We start from the raw sequence: 17,094 nt of genomic DNA on the forward strand, positions 1-17,094 counted from the left end.
ATGTTCGCCGCCGCTAGGTTGATTTTTCCGGCGACAGTGACGGTTTTGCACAGTCTGCGGTGCACGATTTGCTGGCCCGGCGACTGATTGCATTGCGTATGGACGCGGGCTAAACGGGCTCCGGGCACTGCTAAGCCCATCCCTCCGTCAATTTCTCTGGATGACGAATCATGGCCGACGATCTCTTTCCGCTGGGCGCCGACGAAACGCCCTATCGCAAGCTCAGCGACCAGCACGTCTCCATAGAAACGTTCCGGGGCCAGGAAGTTTTGCTGGTCGAGCCGGAAGGATTGCGGCTCCTCTCGGAGCAAGCCTTCGCCGACATCAACCATCTGCTGCGGCCGAGCCATCTGGCACAGCTGGCCAAGATCCTCGACGACCCTGAAGCAACGGACAACGACCGCTTCGTTGCCTACGATCTCATGAAGAACGCCAACATCGCGGCCGGCGGCATTCTGCCGATGTGTCAGGACACGGGCACGGCGATCGTCATGGCCAAGAAGGGCCGTCGCGTCTGGACCGAAGGCGGCGATTATTCTGCCATCGCACGCGGCGTTCTCGATGCCTACGAGAAGAAGAACCTGCGGTACTCGCAGCTCGCTCCGCTGGGCATGTTCGAAGAAAAGAACACCAAGACCAACCTGCCCGCGCAAATCGATATCTACGAGGAAGGCGACGACGGCTACGAGTTCCTGTTCGTCGCAAAAGGTGGCGGCTCAGCCAACAAGACCTTTCTGTATCAGGGCACGCCCGCGCTTTTGACGCATGACCGGATGATCGAGTTCCTCAAGGAAAAGATCCTGACGCTCGGCACGGCCGCCTGCCCGCCCTACCACCTCGCGATCGTCATCGGCGGCACCTCGGCCGAAATGACGCTGAAGACGGTGAAGCTCGCCTCGACGCGCTATCTCGACGCACTCCCCACCTCGGGCTCGGAAAGCGGACATGCCTTCCGCGATATCGAAATGGAGCAGGAAATTCATAAGCTGACGCAAAGCCTCGGGGTCGGAGCGCAGTTCGGCGGAAAATATTTCTGCCACGATGTGCGCGTCATCCGCCTGCCCCGCCACGGCGCGTCCCTTCCGATCGGCCTCGGCGTCTCCTGCTCGGCAGACCGGCAGGCCAAGGGCAAGATCACGAAGGACGGCATCTTCATCGAAGCGCTCGAGGCCAATCCGGCACGCTTCATGCCCGATATCGACGAGGAGCGCCTGTCGGGCGATGTGGTCAGGATCGACCTGCATCAGCCGATGAGCGAGATTCTGGCCCAGCTCTCGGCCCATCCCGTCAAGACGCGGCTGTCGCTGAATGGCACGATTATCGTCGCACGCGATCTTGCCCATTCGAAGATCCGCGAGCGCCTGGAAGCCGGCGAACCCATGCCGGACTACATGAAGAACCACCCGATCTATTACGCCGGTCCGGCAAAGACCCCGGAAGGCTACGCCTCGGGATCGTTCGGTCCAACGACGGCCGGCCGCATGGATGCCTATGTCGACCAGTTCCAATCTTTTGGCGGATCCATGGTGATGCTGGCCAAGGGCAATCGCTCGCGCGCTGTCCGCGACGCCTGCGAGCGCCATGGCGGCTTCTATCTCGGCTCGATCGGCGGCCCGGCCGCCCGGCTGGCCCAGGACTGCATACGCAGCGTCGAGGTCGTGGAGTACGCCGAGCTCGGCATGGAAGCCGTGTGGAAAATCGAGGTCGAGGACTTCCCTGCCTTCATCGTCATCGACGACAAGGGCAACGACTTCTTCAAGGAGCTCAACCTCTCCTGATCCGCTTCGGTGCCCCGTCAGACGGAACGTTTTCCCACAAGTGTATGCTGCGCAGCTAAAGTGTTAATCAATCTCAAACCTTTCATACTTAGATTCTGCGGGATCGACACGGCATCTAAACTTGGGAAACGGGCATGAACCAGACAGCAAAGCGTCCCGCGCCCAGTGACATTGCGAGCCGCATCGCCGTATCGATGCGCCGGCTCAATATTCCCGGTCTGCCTCGCAATTACGAACTTGTCTACGAGGCTTTCTCCGGTGCGGACCCCGCGCTGACCCACGCCTTCGTCGCGCTAGGCACCAACCCGACCCAGGCCGATCTCGACGCACTCGGGCGGCAGTTCCTCGTGCACCACCACGGCCAGGGCATCGTCGCCGATGCGCAGGAGACGATCTCGCGCAACATCGAGGAATGCCTGCAGCTTCTGCGGCGCGAACAGTCCAAGCTCGAAAATTACGGTCGCACGCTTGGCCGCGCGAATGCCGAGATGGTCGACCCCGAATCCCTGCGTGTCGACATCATCCGCAACTTCATCACCATCCTGACGACGGCAACCGACAGCACGATCAGCGACTCGCGCACGGTCATCAACGGCATGGTCGGACATGCCAGCGAAATCACCCGTGTCCGTAGCGAGTTGGACGAATACAAGCGCATGGCCCACACGGACGTCATGACGCAGCTGTCCAATCGCCGGGCCTTCGACGACATGATGGCGCAGGTCTATAGCGACCAGAAGTCGGCGATGTATTTCGCCCTCGTGATTGCCGACATCGACAAGTTCAAGCGCATCAACGACACGTTCGGTCACCCCGTCGGCGACAAGGTCATCAAGCTGATTGGCAGCCTGTTCCGTGCCGCACTGCGCAAGGACGTCTTCATCGCCCGTACCGGCGGCGAGGAATTCGCCTTCATCCTCGCCGGCACGACGGCGGCCGAGACGATGAGCATCGCCAACCGCATCCGCATGACCGTGGAGCAGACCCCGTTCATTAACCAGCGCACCGGCACCGACTACGGCCCGGTCACCCTCTCGATGGGTGTCTGCATGGCTGCGGATGCCGAGAACGAGAGCGAACTCTATCGCAAGGCAGACGCCGCACTTTACGCGTCGAAGAACGCCGGTCGCAACCGCGTCACGATGCACGTTCCCGACGCCGAAGGCGAACTGTCCGACGCGCGCGCCATGTACCGAAAGATCTCCGCCTGATCCACGGCTCGAACCTGTCGGGCCTGCCTAATTGCGCCTGACCGGACGCACCGGATCGCGCGATAGCCCCTTGGTGTCGAGATCGGCCAGATAGTCGGCCCATCGTGTGTCCCGCTCGCGCCCCAATTCGCGCAGGAACGACCAGGAGAAAATGCCGGAATTGTGCATGTCGTCAAAGGTGATCCGGATCGCATAGTGACCGACCGGATCGATCGTCATGATGCCGACTTCGCGCTTTCCGTAGACCGTGATGGCCTGTCCGGGACCATGGCCCTGCACTTCCGCCGAAGGCGAGCAGACACGAAGCAATTCCGCCTCGAGCGTATAGGCCTCAGAATCACCGAAGCGCACGGTCAGCAACTTCCGATCCTTCGACACGCGCAATTCTTGCGGGGCGTCCTGGCCTTGCTCGGTGGCGCTCATCGTCTTCGTCCTTTCGTCCATATCGGCTTTCCCTTAGTGGGTTTCGCCGGCTAAAGCCAAGTTTCCATGAGCGGATAGGCAGAACCTTGGTCGCGCCTTGACGCGGCGCCTTATCGTCGCAACATAGGGCGCAGGGAGAAATGCATTGAACCACTTCGAAAATTCCACGGCAGGCACGCACCCGCTCACCGTAACTGAACCGCCGATGATCGATCCGTTCGGTCGCTCCATCACCTATCTCCGCGTTTCGGTGACGGATCGTTGCGACTTCCGCTGCACCTATTGCATGGCGGAGAACATGACGTTTCTCCCGAAGAAAGACCTGCTTTCGCTCGAGGAACTCGACCGCCTTTGCACGGTGTTCATCGAAAAGGGTGTGCGCAGGCTGCGGCTCACCGGCGGGGAGCCGCTGGTGCGCAAGAATATCATGCATCTCATCCGCGATCTCTCGAGACACCTGAAATCCGGCGCCCTTGAGGAACTGACCCTCACCACCAACGGCTCGCAGCTCTCGCGCTTTGCGGCAGAACTCGCTGAATGCGGTGTGCGCCGTATCAACGTGTCGCTCGACACGCTCGATCCCGACAAGTTTCGCCAGATCACCCGCTGGGGCGAGCTTTCGCGCGTTCTGGAGGGCATCGAAGCGGCCCAGGCCGCAGGCATTCACGTCAAGATCAACGCCGTTGCGCTCAAGGGCTTCAACGACGCCGAAATCCCCGAGATGATCCGCTGGTGCCACGCCAAGGGCATGGACATGACCGTCATCGAAACGATGCCCATGGGCGAGATCGACGAGGACCGGACCGACCACTATCTGCCGCTCTCGCTGCTTCGCGCCGACTTGGCTCGGCAGTTCACGATGATCGACATTTCCTACAAGACCGGCGGACCGGCCCGATACGTCGAAATCGCGGAAACAGGCGGACGCCTGGGCTTCATTACGCCGATGACCCACAATTTCTGCGAAAGCTGCAACCGCGTACGCTTGACCTGTACGGGAACGTTGTTCATGTGCCTCGGCCAGGAAGATGCCGCAGACCTTCGTGCCGCATTGCGGGCCTCCGAAGGCAATGCCCTCGTCTCCGATGCCATCGACGAAGCGATCGGCCGCAAGCCCAAGGGCCACGACTTCATCATCGACCGGCGCAACAATCGCCCGGCCGTTTCCCGCCATATGAGCGTCACGGGCGGCTAACGAAACCATCTCTGTTCTGGAGCGATCATGGCGCGAGTGGGAAAGGCGATGCGACGGCTGCTTCTCCTGCTTGCGGCGGTAATCTTCGTTCTATTCGTGCTATGGACGCTCGGGCCAAGGCCTGATGCCGACACCACCGTGAGCTTCGAGGGTGCGTCGCTCGACGCGGATCTGGACGCTTATCTGGAGCGCACGGAGGCCGTCTTCGGCGACATCCGGCCGAACCAGAGCAAGCAGATCGTTTGGGCCGATCCTATCGCGAAGCAACAGACATCGATTTCACTTGTCTACGTCCATGGCTTCTCGGCATCTCCGACGGAAGTGCGTCCGCTGCCGGATCTGGTGGCCCAGTCTCTCGGCGCCAACCTGTTCTTCACGCGATTGGCCGGCCATGGCCGAACCGGCGATGCCATGGCAGAGGCCACGGTGAATCAATGGGTGAACGATATCGCGGAAGCCATTGAGATTGGACGCCGTTTGGGCGACCGAGTCGTCCTGATGGGCACATCTACCGGCGCTACCCTTGTGACCTGGGCGATGACCCGGCGGGACCTATCCGACGACGTCTCGGCCGCCGTGATGATCTCGCCGAACTTTGGTCTCGCCGCATCCGGCTCCGGCATCCTGACGATGCCATGGGGTGGCTCGCTGGCGGAACTGCTGATCGGGAGCTCGCGCAGCTTCACGCCCAGAAATGCGGCGCATGAAGCGAACTGGACCACCACCTACCCGACGGCTGCACTCTTGCCGATGGCCGCGCTGGTGGATCTGGCGGCGCAAGCGCCCATCGAATCGATCGAGGTCCCCACGCTCTTCGTCTATTCCGAGGGAGATACCATCGTTCGTCCGGACAAGACGGCTGCGATCTCGGCCCGTTGGGGCGCCCCGACGCAGACCGTGCTGGTGACTGAGAGCGACGATCCGCAGGATCATCTCGTCGCCGGCGACATCATATCACCGTCGACTACCGAGCCGCTTGCGGCCTCGATCGTGGACTATCTGGCGACGCTGGAACTGACCCGCTCGCCGGGCCTTGCATCGCGCGAGAATATGTAGATCGACAGTCCGACGGCGAGCAGCAGCGCATAGAACCCGAAGAGCGTCGAATAGGCCGATGCCGGATCGCCGGCATCATAGGCGGATCCGAAAACCGGGCCTGTCGCAAACTGGATGAGCCCTGCGCCACCGATCGAGAAGAAGTTCATGAGCGTCACGCCACGGCCAGTCAGATGCGGCGGGAAGAACGCCCGCGCATGCGCCATCAACACGCCATAGCTCGTGCCGAACAGTCCGATAGCGACGAGCGCCGCAGCGGCGAACGCGAAGGGTGGCATGGGCACGAGGACTAGTGCGACGAGAATGGAGAAACTCGCCGCATTTCCGCCGAACGCGACCCATTTGCGCGTGCGCAGCAGCGTGTCGAGCGGACCGTAGGCGAAGCTGCCGATGACCATGGCGATCGCCATGGCAAGCGCCACATTGCCGATCAGCAGAGACCCGGCGCCATAGACCTGATCCAGATAGGGACCAGCCCACAAACCGCGGATCGTTGCAGCCGGCGCGTAGTTGACGGCGGTGAGCGGGATGATCGCCCACAACACCGGAATTTTCAGAAGGTCGATATAGCCCCTGAGACCGCTCGACTGGCCATCGGTTTCGATTTTGTCGGGATCGCGCACAAGCACGAAGATCGCGACCGCGACCATCAGGCTGATCGCTCCGAGCGCAGCCATCGATGTTCGCCAGCCGAAGAATTCTACCGCAGCAGCGAGTGGCGCCGCGCCCAGTACATTGCCGGCATTGCCGAACGCGATGAACCAGGAGGCGAAGACGGCGAAGCGCAGCGGTGAATAAAGACGCGCGAAGATGAACAGAGACGCCATGAGGAGCGGCGAACATCCGATTCCGATGAGCGCCATCGCCAGAATGATCATGCCCGGCGTCTGGGCCGTGGCGAAAATCATCGCGCCACCCGCGCCGCCAAGGGCCAGAAGCATCGACGCCGTCCGTCGCGGGCCATACCGGTCGAGCCATGTGCCGACCGCAAACTGCATGAGCGCGAAAGTGACGAACCAGATCCCCGAAGCCAGAGACAATTGTGCGTTGGTCATCCCGAGATCGGCCGAGAGCGTCGGTGTCAGTACTGCCAGGAACGACCGAAAGAACTGGGACAGGATGTAGGAGAGCGAAAGCGCAATCAGTCCGGCCATGGATCAGGCATCCGATGCAAGGGAAGGTGGCACGACGACCACGATTCACCAGTGCTCGCGGCTCCGGACTGTCTGTGTCACCAATTCGCCATCATGGCAACTTTTGGGCACTTGCCCAAAAGTTGATCAACCGATTTTCGGCCCCCCTGGTGCGGGCGGCGGGACTCGAACCCGCACGACCCAGGGTCTCGGGATTTTAAGTCCCGTGTGTCTACCATTCCACCACGCCCGCACGCGGGTCGATTCAATAGCTTGGCCGACTGCGCGACGAAAGTCCCCGACCGCGATTTCAGGCTGATCGCCGCGTTCTTCCCCTGTTTCGCTCGGATGACAGTGCCGAGTTGATGAAGATGCCCACGGTCTGGAAAACGCAATCTTAAGATGTGCCGATGCAATTGGCGGGTGAAATAGAAGGTACCCCGTCCATGAGCATGATGCTGAGACGGGTCGTGCGCATGATGCGCGACCGAAATGGCTCATTTGCCATCCAACTGGCGTTGTTCCTGCCGCTGCTTCTTGCGGTGGCATCGCTGGCTGTCGACTACACGCGGGCGCTGTCGTTCCGCAGCCATGCAGCGAACGCCGCCGATGCGGCGACGCTTGCGGCGGCTTCAAAGCTCGCACTCGGCGATTTCAGCGAAGACGACGCCCGCGAGCTCGCCGAAGTCTTCTTCTTGTCGCAGATAGGCCAGAGCGGTTCGGTGAAGGCAGCGGAGCTCGCCTCGCTTGATCCGCAGATCGTCGCTGAACTGGATGAAAGCCGCGGCGGACGAACGGCGGAGGTTCGCCTGTCTGTCGAAGGCTCGCTCGAAATGCTGTTTCCCATGTGGCTGATGCAGCGCGACAGCCTGACGTTCCAAACCGAAAGCATATCGGTGAGTTCCAGCGAGACCCATAGTGCCTTCTCGATGATGCTCGTACTCGACCAGTCGGGATCGATGATCGAATGCCGGATTGGCCAATTTTCGCTTCAGAATCAGTCATGGTGCGATGCCTTGGGCCAAACGACCCGCCTCACCTCGCTCCAACGCGCCGTCGCCAACCTCAGTCAGCAGCTGACGGTCGCCGATCCGGAGACGAACTACGTGCGCATGGGCGCCACCACATATGCGGAAAGCATGAAGGCTGAGCGCCTTCCGGTTTGGGGCACCGCCAGCACGTCACAGTTCGTCCAGACGATCAGGGCCGGCGGTAACACCGATTCCTCGGACGCGTTCGACGCTGCCTACAAGGCGGTTACGCGCGATCGGGAGCGCATCGAGCACAAGAACCGCAACGGTCAGGAGCAGCCGGCTCGGATCATCCTTTTCATGACCGACGGCGAAAACAACAGTTCGTCGGATACGCGCTACACCCTCAATCGCTGCGAAGATGCCAAGAAGGCGGACGTCATCATCTACTCCGTGGCGTTCGAAGCGACGCGTGGTGGCCAAAGCATGCTGAAGGACTGCGCTTCCAGTGCGGATCATTATTTCGAAGCTGCCAGTGCCGATCAGCTGATGGCGGCCTTTGAACGCATCGGCGCCGAAGCTGCCAATCTTTTGGTGCGGGTCGCTCGCTGACCTTCCCAGACGCAAATGGGGCCGCCCTACTCAGGACGACCCCATTGTCTTGCACGCTGAGATTGATCTCAGGCGAGCTTGGCCGCGATCTTGGCGACGTGTTCGCCCTGGTAGCGGGCACCCTCGAGTTCGATGGCCGAAGGCTGACGTGAACCGTCGCCCGCTGCGATCGTCGTGGCACCATAGGGCGAGCCGCCCTTGACTTCTTCCACGCCCATCTGGCCCTGGAACGCGTAGGGCAGGCCGACGATGACCATGCCGTGGTGCAACAGCACCGAGTGGAAGCTGGTCAGCGTCGTTTCCTGGCCGCCATGCTGGGTGGCCGACGAGGTGAAGGCCGAGCCAACCTTGCCGACGAGCTTGCCTTCAGCCCAGAGCGCACCGGTCTGGTCGATGAAGTTCTTCATCTGCGAGGCCATGTTGCCGTAACGCGTGGGCGTTCCGAAAATGATCGCGTCGTAATCAGCAAGCTCGTTTGGAGAAGCGATAGGCGCTTCCTGCTCCAGCTTGTAGTGCGAAGCCTTGGCGACATCTTCCGGCACAAGTTCCGGCACGCGCTTCACGGTCACTTCGGCGCCGCCCTTGCGTGCACCTTCCGCGACGGCATGCGCCATCTGCTCGATGTGTCCCCAGGTCGAGTAATAGAGTACGAGCACCTTGGCCATTGTGTCAGCTCCTTGTAGTGAGATTGAAAAGCCCGGCCACGGCCGGTTCGGATGGTCGGCGGCACGATAGTCAAACGATCGTTCAGCGGAAGCCATCAGGTCATCAACGGATTGTTCACAATTAGGTTCAATCGGCTGCGCGATCCAAAGCGTATCAAGCTATCCGTCCAGACAGCTTCACGAATACAAGCAGGGTAAACAGGCGACCATGAGCGAAAAGTCGAACGACGCCGCCGATAAGGACACGATCACCGCAGCCATGCTGGCCATCGGCGACGAACTCCTGTCCGGGCGCACGAAGGACCGCAACATCGGCCATCTCGCGGACATGATGACGGCTGCCGGGATCGACCTTGAGGAAGTGCGCATCGTCTCCGATGACCACGACGCGATCGTCGAGGCCGTGCAGGCTTTGTCGAAGCGCTATACCTATCTCTTCACCTCCGGCGGGATCGGCCCCACCCATGACGACATCACAGCCGATGCGATTGCCGATGCCGTCGGTCGCGAATGCACGCATGATCCTTCGGCAATGGCGCTTCTGGCCGACCATTATGCCGGCCGCGGTCTTGACTTCACCGAAGCCCGGCAGCGGATGGCGCGCATGCCCGTCGGCGCCACCCATATCGAAAACCCCGTTTCCAAGGCGCCGGGCTTCATCGTCGACAACATCCACGTCATGGCCGGCGTCCCATCGGTCTTCCAGGCGATGCTCGACAACGTCATGCCCAAATTGAAGACCGGCGCGAAGATCCACTCCTTGTCGGTCGCCTGCCCCTATGGCGAAGGCGATATCGGCGGCCCGCTCGCGGCGATCCAAAAGGCACACCCGGACGTGGTGATCGGCTCCTACCCCCGCTACGACGGCAAGCGCTTCTCGACCGAGATCGTCGCCCGCTCGCGCGATCTTCAAGCCGCGCAAGCCGCGCAGGATGCCATCGCTGCGATGATCGATGCCATAGCGCCGAACGACTGACCGCCCCCGCGCTTGCGCGAAACAGGCGTTCCCGCTATTGGCCTCGCTACCTCAAACGCCGGAGCCTTCCTTCATGTCGTTGCCAGACAAGGCCTTCCCCGTCTCCTGGGACCAGTTCCACCGCGATGCGCGTGCCCTCGCCTGGCGTCTGTCCGGCAACGGAACGCAGTGGAAAGCGATCGTCTGCATCACGCGCGGCGGCCTCGTGCCGGCTGCCATCATCGCACGCGAGCTCGGCATCCGCATGATCGAGACCGTCTGCGTCGCGTCTTATCACGACTATGCCAATCAGGGCGAAATGCAGGTTCTGAAGCGCATCAATGACGACATGTTGGAAAATGACGGCGAAGACATCCTCATCGTCGATGACCTGACGGATACGGGCAAGACCGCCGCCATCGTGCGCGCAATGCTGCCCAAGGCCCATTTCGCCACCGTCTATGCGAAGCCGAAAGGCCGCCCGCTGGTGGACAGCTTCGTCACCGAAGTAAGCCAGGACACCTGGATCTATTTCCCCTGGGATCTCGGCTTCTCCTATGTCGAGCCGATCGCCAAGGATCACAAGGGCTGACAAGGCGGCGGCCGATACTCGACCGCCAATACCTCAGGCAAAAGCCCGGTCGTCGCTGGGCGCCACGCCGAAATGGCGGCTGTATTCCCGGCTGAACTGCGACGCACTTTCGTAGCCGACCGCAAATGCGGCCCGGGTGACGGAATGCGATCCTCCGAACATCAGGCGCCTTGCCTCGATCAGTCTCAGCCGCTTTTGAAACTGCAGAGGCGTCGTGCGCGTCACCGCCTTGAAGTGCTCGTGAAAGGCCGACGTGCTCATGCCGGCCGTGCTCGCGAGTTCCTCCACCTTCAGCGGTTCGTCGTAGCGATCCTTGATCGTCGCAAGCACGTTCGCGATGCGGCTGACATGGCTGTCGGCACGGGCCAGCATACGAAGCACGCCCGCATGCCCGGCGCTCAGCACCCGGTAATGGATCTCCCGGATGACGAGCGGTGCCAAGATCAGCGCCTCGGGCTGGTCGACGAGTGCAAACAGCCGCGCCATGGCATCGACGAGCGCCGCATCCGGCACGCCCACCTGCAGCGTCTGGCAGTTTTCCGCCTCCTCCGATCCGTCGGACTTGGTCCTGAGCCCGGACTGGGCCGCGAGTTCGCGCATCATCGCCACGTCGAGCCCGACGGCGATCGCGAGATAGGGCCGATCCTCGCTGGCCAGAACCACCCGGCTCTCGGCCGGCAGGTCGAGACCAACGATGAGAGACTGACCTTCGGCGAAGCGCACACGCATGTCGCCGACGACCGACTCCTTCGCCCCCTGCAGCACGAAGCAGAGAAGCGGCTGGTAGACCATCGGCTCGATGTCGGTCGCCTGCCGGCTTCGCACGATGCTCAGACCCGGTATGGATGTCATGAGCGGCTGCTCGCCAGCGCCGTTTGAATCGGCATAGGCGATCACGGCCGGGCGGAGTTTCGCGATGTCGTTTTCTATCGTCATGCACGGAATATAAAGCTGCGGCGGGACGTTTGAAAATACGTGGCTTTGCGGTTCTGGAGGAATAGGCAAGAGGTTGCGACGATCGGTCAAGCCGGTCGACCGACCCGCGGTTAGAACGGGCTCTCACCAATTCGAAGGGAGTTCGTCATGACCAGCACGACCAAAATCGCCCTGATTACCGGCGGCAGCCGTGGCCTCGGCCGCAATACGGCGCTGCATCTCGCCAAGAAGGACGTCGACATCGTCGTCACCTACAATAACAGCCGCGAGGATGCCGATAGCGTCGTTGCCGAGGCGCAGCAGTCCGGTGTCCGCGCCGCAGCGCTCAAGCTCGATACGACGCGCACGGATACATTCGCCGCGTTCACCGATGAGCTGCGCTCGCTGCTGCGGCAGACATTCGATCGCGAAACGATCAGCTTTCTCGTCAACAATGCCGGCACCGGCATACACAAGCCGTTCGTCGAGACCACCGAAGAGGATTTCGATCACCTCGTCGCCATCCACCTCAAAGGCGTCTTCTTCCTGACCCAGCGTCTTCTTCCGATGATCGAGGATGGCGGTCGGATCGTGAACGTGTCGAGTGGATTGGCGCGGTTCACCCTGCCCGGCTATTCCGCCTACGCCACGATGAAGGGCGGCATCGAGGTGCTGACACGCTATCTCGCAAAGGAACTCGGCGAACGCAGGATTGTCGTCAACGCCATTGCGCCAGGCGCCATCGAGACCGACTTCAGCGGCGGTGTCGTGCGCGACAACGCCCATGTCAACGAGATGGTCGCGGCGACGACGGCCATGGGGCGGGTCGGCCTGCCCGACGATATCGGCGGCGCGCTGTCGAGCCTGCTCGTTGGAGAGTTCGGTTGGATGACCGGCCAGCGCATCGAGGTGTCGGGCGGTCAGAACATCTGAACGCGAACCGACGCGGTGACGACGAAAAGGCCGGGCAGAAGCCCGGCCTTTTCGCTTTTTTTTCAAGCGGATCGCTCACATGTCCGACAGGGCGCCAATCGACCAGAAGAAGGTCTCACCGGAAGAATCGTCCACGCCGTCATTGTCGGTGACGACGAAAGCTTCACCGTTTGCATCGACAGCAAAGCCTTCGACTTTGTCGACGATGTAGCCGTTATAGGCAGCAAGATCCGGGATGAAGTCGCGGACTTCTTCCTTGGTGACCACAGGCAGCTCGCCACCGAGTTCCGCGCCTTCGAGCTCGGCAACCGGCACGCGATAGAGTTTCTTCAGCGCAGCCGCGGCGCCGATCTGGTTGTCGCGCTCGATGATATACACATAGTCACCGTGAAGCGTGATTTCGGAAAGACCGACCCAGCCTTCGCCCTTTGCCTCGAGCGGATAATGAACGGCAGCCCATTCGCCGGACGCCGGGGTATAGGAAACGAGCTTCACCATGCCTTCCGGATCGTTGCCCCATTCGCGCTGGATGGCGATCCAGAGCGTCCCGTCGATCATCGTCACGCCTTCCGCGCCCGATGCCGTCGCGCCTTCGAGAAGCGCTTCAGGGAAGAGCACCTCTTCCTGGATCGCGCCTTCTGCATCGACGCGGTAGAGCGCATGCGGGATGCCGTCTTCGGCATCGCCTTCATTGGCCAGCCAGAACCCACCCTCGCCATCGGCAACGATGCCTTCGAGGTCCATGTTCTCGGCAGTCACGCCATCACGGGTTAAGGTGAACGCATTCGTGATCTGCGCCGGCTCAGCAGTGGCATCGATGACGAACATGCGCGGCTGGGCAGCGAAGACGGAATCGCTCACCGCATAAAGGCGCCCGGCTTCGGACGGATCGGCAGCGAGGCCCGAAAGCGCACCGAATGAAATCGGCAGGTCGTTCTCGTCGCGGGTGGAAACGATTGTCGGATACTGGGCAGGTCCCTCGCTACGCTCGAAGATCATGACATGGGCGCGCACGCCGCCGTCTTCGATGAGGTCGACTTCGTTGGCGACCGCGAAGAGGTTGCGCTCGGGGATCGCGATGATGCCTTCCGGCGAAATACCCGATGGCACGATCTGAAGAAGCTCGGGCTCCGCATCGGCGCCGTTGTCGCGATAGACGCCGACGACCGAACCGCGCTCCGACAGCGGCAGGATGAGCGTTTCGTCACCGAAGCGCGCGACTTCCATGCCTTCCGGCTCGATGCCCTTGGCGTCGGATCGGCCGTCGGGGTAATGGCCGATGAGAGCCACTTCATGCTCGAAGGCGCTGCCGCTCTCAAAAAGCACCTCACCCGCCTTGTTCATGATGGTGAAGCCGCGCGAACCGCCCTCGTAGTCGCCTTCATTGGCGATGGCGAGACGATCATTGTCCAGCCACTGGACGGCATCTGGCTCGCGCTTGACGGCTGTTGCCGAACCCGAGAAATCGAAGGCGCCGTCATCTTCCGTGTCGATGCCGGTCAGGTCCACAGAACCGGCGGAGAAATGCGCGGTCACGGTGCCGTCGGCAGCATTGATGATCGCAATGTGGTTGTTTTCCTGAAGCGTCACGGCCAGTTCGTTCGCTTCGTTGAAGTCGACGAATTCGGGCTCTGGATCCTCCGGTGCGATCTCGGCGATGCCGGTCAGGTCGACCGTGATCATCGCATCGCAATCCGGCACGCCATCGGTCAGCGGAAAAATCTTCACGTCGCCGGCGGGCATCTGCGGAATGACGCCGTCATTCAACTCCTCGTCGCGCTGGTTCTCGATGGCCACCGTAGCAAACGTGCCGTCGGGCGACACGGCCGTGGAATCGGGCTGACCGCCGAGGTCGCATTGCGCCTCGACTTCGCGGCTTTCGATATCGACTACGGCCAGGAAGCCCGAAGGCTGCGTCAGGTCTTCCGTCGTGTTGACGCCGACCAGGACCTTGGAGCCGGAAACGGAAACGGCCGTTGGCTCACCGCCGTCCATGGCGAGGAAACCGCCGGCAACCGGGGCTGCCGCGTCGGTGATGTCGATGAAGCCAATGCCGCCGGCCGGGCTATCGGAATAGATCAGCGTCATGCCGTCTCCGGTCGCCGTGATGATCTCGGCGGAAGACGGAGAGTTGACGTCGGCGCCTTCCGGCTTGTTGTCCACAACGGGGAAGGACGCGATGCGGTTGAAGTTGGCAGCGTCCTGCGCCCACGTGCCGGTCGTGGTCAACAGAGTGCCTGCAAGCAAGGTCATTGCAAAATGTCTGGTGGTCGTCATGAGCCCCTCCAATCGGACATCGCGCGTGTCTCGCGCAGAGCTTGCTCATGCAATGTGTCGATGACAGTGGAATGACAGTGCCGGCCATCGGCCAAAGCATGTCTCGGCGATTGTTCCCGTAGGAACGGCAGCGGCAAATAAAGTCGTTGATCCGGCCGCTAGGGGTGCCCGCCCCCGCATTCAGATGCTATGCGCCCCGCACTGTCATAAAACTGTCATGAACGGGCGAGCATGGCCAAGAGCGCACTCGACAAGGACCTGAACAAGGTCGTCAACCTGGAAACGGCAACCGGAAACCTCTCAAGGAGCCTGGCATTCCCCGGCATTGCCCTCGTCTTCCTGCTCGGCGCCACGGTCATCGCCGCGTTCTACGCCGTTGAAGGCCCGCTCAGTTATCTCGTCATCATCGGCTCGGTCATCGCCGGCTACATGGCGCTCAACATCGGCGCGAATGATGTCGCCAACAATATGGGTCCGGCGGTCGGTAGCCGAGCGCTGACCATGGCCGGTGCGATTGCCATCGCCGTCGTCTGCGAAAGCGCCGGCGCGCTGCTTGCGGGCGGTGATGTGGTTGAAACCATATCGAGCGAATTGCTGGTCCCGGGAGTCCATCTCGAAACCGTCGACTTCATCGTCGTGATGACGGCCGCCCTGCTCTCCTCCGCTCTCTGGATCAACCTCGCCACCTATCTCGGCGCCCCTGTCTCGACGACCCATTCCGTGGTCGGCGGCGTGATCGGCGCCGGCATTGCCGCTGCCGGCTTCGGCGTCGTCGCATGGCCGGTCTTGACCACGATCGTCGCGAGTTGGGTCATCTCTCCGGTGCTCGGCGGCGTCATGGCCGCCGGCGTGCTGGCTGTCGCCAACGCCACCATCCTGGAGCGGGAGGACAAAATCGCCGCGGTCCGCATCTGGGTCCCGGTCCTGATTTCCGGAATGGCTGGCGTTTTCGCCATGTACCTAACCATCAAGGGGCTGAGCCAGATCTGGGAGGCGAGCCCGCTGCAGGTACTGCTGCTTGGGGCCGTCTTCGGCGTCATCGGCTGGATGCTGGCACGCCCCTGGGTGATGCGCCGCTCGATCGGGCTCGAGAACCGATCCAAAAGCATCAACGGTCTCTTCCGTCTGCCATTGATCTTCGCTGCGGCACTTCTGTCCTTCGCCCATGGCGCCAACGATGTCGCCAACGCCGTCGGGCCATTGGCCGCGATCGTTGCGGCCGCAGGCAGCGGCTCGACAGATGTTGCCGCCGTCGCCCTGCCGCTCTGGGTGCTGGCGATCGGCGCAGTGGGCATCGCGCTCGGTCTTGCCCTGTTCGGCCCGCGGCTCATTCGCCTGGTCGGTGAAAAGATCACCAAGATGAACGAGATCCGCGCCTATTGCGTCGCCTTTGCCGCGGCGACGACTGTGCTGATCGCCTCCTGGCTCGGACTTCCCGTTTCATCGACGCATATCGCGATCGGCGCCGTCTTCGGAGTCGGCTTTCTGCGCGAGACCACGTCGAACCGCGGCGTGCGCAATCCGGGCGTCCAGCCCTATTCGCTGTTCCTAAACACCGATCGTCTCAACAAAACGCCGGAAGAAGCGCTCGCCAATTTTCAGAAGCGCGAACGCCGCCGCCTGGTGCGCCGACAGCATGGCCTGCAGATCGCCGCTGCCTGGGTCATCACCGTGCCGGCCGCAGGTCTTCTGTCCGCCCTGCTCTACTGGCTGATCGGCGCGCTCATCGGCGCTTGATCAGCGCGGCGAAGCGCGGCTGGCGACCAGCCTTTCGACCGCTTCGGCCATGGCGATGGCGCCGCGGTCGGAGAGCAGGCGCTTGGCTTCCTTCAGCATGACCCAGTGCCGGTAGCGCTGCCCGATCTCGGGCCACTCTTCGAGCTGCCGCTCCACCTTCAGCGGGAAAACCTCCACATTGAGGATCGTGCGACGCAGAAGTTGCTTCACCGTCCGGTAGCTGCCGACGGACTGCGGATGCACATAGCCTTCGACGCCTGCTTCTTCGAACGCCTCGCGCGCCGCCGTTTCCTGCGGCGTCAGCCCCTCGATCGGCGAGCCTTTCGGGAATATCCACCGGCCCGTGCGCCGCGAGGTGATGAGAAGGAAGGCGCAGCGTCCCTCGATCATCTGGTAGGGCACCGCCCCATACTGGATCTTCGACGCCCTGCGCGATGAGCCGACTGCAAGGCGATCGGCGAGCGTGAGTGAGGTCATGTGGGAAGATCCGTCATCAACAGGTTCAATTTGAACAGGGCATCATGCCGCGTGCGGCCTACCCCTAATTTTTTATGTCACTTTTAGCAATTGCAGCGTTTGGCAAGTCCAGAGTTTCAAGCGGTTCAGCTTTCCCCAGTTTCCACCCTTCCAGCGCACAACAT

At 61.9% G+C, this 17,094-nt stretch carries 15 protein-coding genes and 1 tRNA gene; 9 read left to right on the forward strand and 7 right to left on the reverse strand.

The window, feature by feature from the left end:
• Positions 1-170: 170 nt before the first annotated feature.
• Both GC125_RS12010 and GC125_RS12015 read left to right on the forward strand, forming a co-directional pair.
• Entirely contained in the window at positions 171-1,778 is a 1,608-nt protein-coding gene (locus tag GC125_RS12010; RefSeq protein WP_151985876.1) for a fumarate hydratase, read from the forward strand.
• A gap of 134 nt (positions 1,779-1,912) precedes the next feature.
• The gene (locus tag GC125_RS12015) at positions 1,913-2,989 is read left to right on the forward strand and encodes a GGDEF domain-containing protein (RefSeq protein ID WP_151985877.1); all 1,077 of its coding nucleotides are present in this window, start codon (positions 1,913-1,915) and stop codon (positions 2,987-2,989) included.
• A gap of 27 nt (positions 2,990-3,016) precedes the next feature.
• On the opposite strand, the gene GC125_RS12020 is transcribed toward GC125_RS12015, so the two are convergent.
• The gene (locus GC125_RS12020) at positions 3,017-3,433 is read right to left on the reverse strand and encodes a gamma-butyrobetaine hydroxylase family protein (RefSeq protein ID WP_286165489.1); all 417 of its coding nucleotides are present in this window, start codon (positions 3,431-3,433) and stop codon (positions 3,017-3,019) included.
• A 184-nt stretch (positions 3,434-3,617) separates the two neighbouring features.
• Between GC125_RS12020 and moaA the strand changes: the two genes are divergently transcribed.
• Positions 3,618-4,607: a GTP 3',8-cyclase MoaA gene (moaA, locus tag GC125_RS12025; RefSeq protein WP_151987846.1), complete on the forward strand. Its 990-nt coding sequence runs from the start codon at positions 3,618-3,620 to the stop codon at positions 4,605-4,607.
• 27 nt (positions 4,608-4,634) lie between these two features.
• Positions 4,635-5,663, forward strand: a complete 1,029-nt coding sequence (locus GC125_RS12030; RefSeq protein ID WP_286165490.1) for an alpha/beta hydrolase — start codon at positions 4,635-4,637, stop codon at positions 5,661-5,663.
• Here the strand turns inward: GC125_RS12030 and GC125_RS12035 are convergent.
• Together GC125_RS12035 and GC125_RS12040 are read right to left on the reverse strand one after the other, a co-directional pair.
• Entirely contained in the window at positions 5,603-6,817 is a 1,215-nt protein-coding gene (locus tag GC125_RS12035) for an MFS transporter (RefSeq protein WP_151985878.1), read from the reverse strand. The two genes, GC125_RS12030 and GC125_RS12035, sit on opposite strands and share 61 nt — an antisense overlap.
• A 147-nt stretch (positions 6,818-6,964) precedes the next feature.
• Positions 6,965-7,049: transfer RNA gene (locus tag GC125_RS12040), tRNA-Leu, on the reverse strand.
• Between the two features lie 193 nt (positions 7,050-7,242).
• Between GC125_RS12040 and GC125_RS12045 the strand changes: the two genes are divergently transcribed.
• Entirely contained in the window at positions 7,243-8,379 is a 1,137-nt protein-coding gene (locus GC125_RS12045) for a vWA domain-containing protein (protein WP_199864560.1), read from the forward strand.
• A gap of 68 nt (positions 8,380-8,447) precedes the next feature.
• Here the strand turns inward: GC125_RS12045 and wrbA are convergent, their stop codons facing one another.
• On the reverse strand, positions 8,448-9,044 hold the full coding sequence (wrbA, locus tag GC125_RS12050; protein WP_151985880.1) for an NAD(P)H:quinone oxidoreductase: 597 nt from the start codon (positions 9,042-9,044) through the stop codon (positions 8,448-8,450).
• A 208-nt stretch (positions 9,045-9,252) separates the two neighbouring features.
• Between wrbA and GC125_RS12055 the strand changes: the two genes are divergently transcribed.
• Positions 9,253-10,020, forward strand: a complete 768-nt coding sequence (locus GC125_RS12055; protein ID WP_151985881.1) for a competence/damage-inducible protein A — start codon at positions 9,253-9,255, stop codon at positions 10,018-10,020.
• Positions 10,021-10,093: 73 nt separating this feature from the next.
• Positions 10,094-10,591: a xanthine phosphoribosyltransferase gene (gene gpt, locus GC125_RS12060; protein WP_151985882.1), complete on the forward strand. Its 498-nt coding sequence runs from the start codon at positions 10,094-10,096 to the stop codon at positions 10,589-10,591.
• A 33-nt stretch (positions 10,592-10,624) separates the two neighbouring features.
• Here gpt and GC125_RS12065 read toward each other — a convergent pair whose 3' ends face one another.
• On the reverse strand, positions 10,625-11,527 hold the full coding sequence (locus GC125_RS12065; protein WP_151985883.1) for an AraC family transcriptional regulator: 903 nt from the start codon (positions 11,525-11,527) through the stop codon (positions 10,625-10,627).
• A gap of 147 nt (positions 11,528-11,674) precedes the next feature.
• Here GC125_RS12065 and GC125_RS12070 point away from each other — a divergent pair, with 147 nt between their 5' ends.
• Complete coding sequence (locus GC125_RS12070) at positions 11,675-12,439, forward strand: SDR family NAD(P)-dependent oxidoreductase (protein ID WP_151985884.1); 765 nt, start codon at positions 11,675-11,677, stop codon at positions 12,437-12,439.
• 75 nt (positions 12,440-12,514) lie between these two features.
• On the opposite strand, the gene GC125_RS12075 is transcribed toward GC125_RS12070, so the two are convergent.
• The gene (locus GC125_RS12075; RefSeq protein WP_286165491.1) at positions 12,515-14,716 is read right to left on the reverse strand and encodes an esterase-like activity of phytase family protein; all 2,202 of its coding nucleotides are present in this window, start codon (positions 14,714-14,716) and stop codon (positions 12,515-12,517) included.
• 231 nt (positions 14,717-14,947) lie between these two features.
• Between GC125_RS12075 and GC125_RS12080 the strand changes: the two genes are divergently transcribed.
• Positions 14,948-16,453 (forward strand): inorganic phosphate transporter, encoded by a 1,506-nt coding sequence (locus tag GC125_RS12080; protein ID WP_151985885.1) that lies wholly within the window; start codon positions 14,948-14,950, stop codon positions 16,451-16,453.
• Here GC125_RS12080 and GC125_RS12085 read toward each other — a convergent pair whose 3' ends face one another.
• Positions 16,454-16,930 carry an NUDIX hydrolase gene (locus tag GC125_RS12085; protein ID WP_151985886.1) on the reverse strand — a complete coding sequence of 159 codons (477 nt, stop codon included), beginning with the start codon at positions 16,928-16,930 and terminating at the stop codon, positions 16,454-16,456.
• Positions 16,931-17,094 lie beyond the last annotated feature (164 nt).

The organism is Rhizobium sp. EC-SD404, from assembly GCF_902498825.1.
Classification (GTDB): Bacteria; Pseudomonadota; Alphaproteobacteria; order Rhizobiales; family Rhizobiaceae; genus Georhizobium.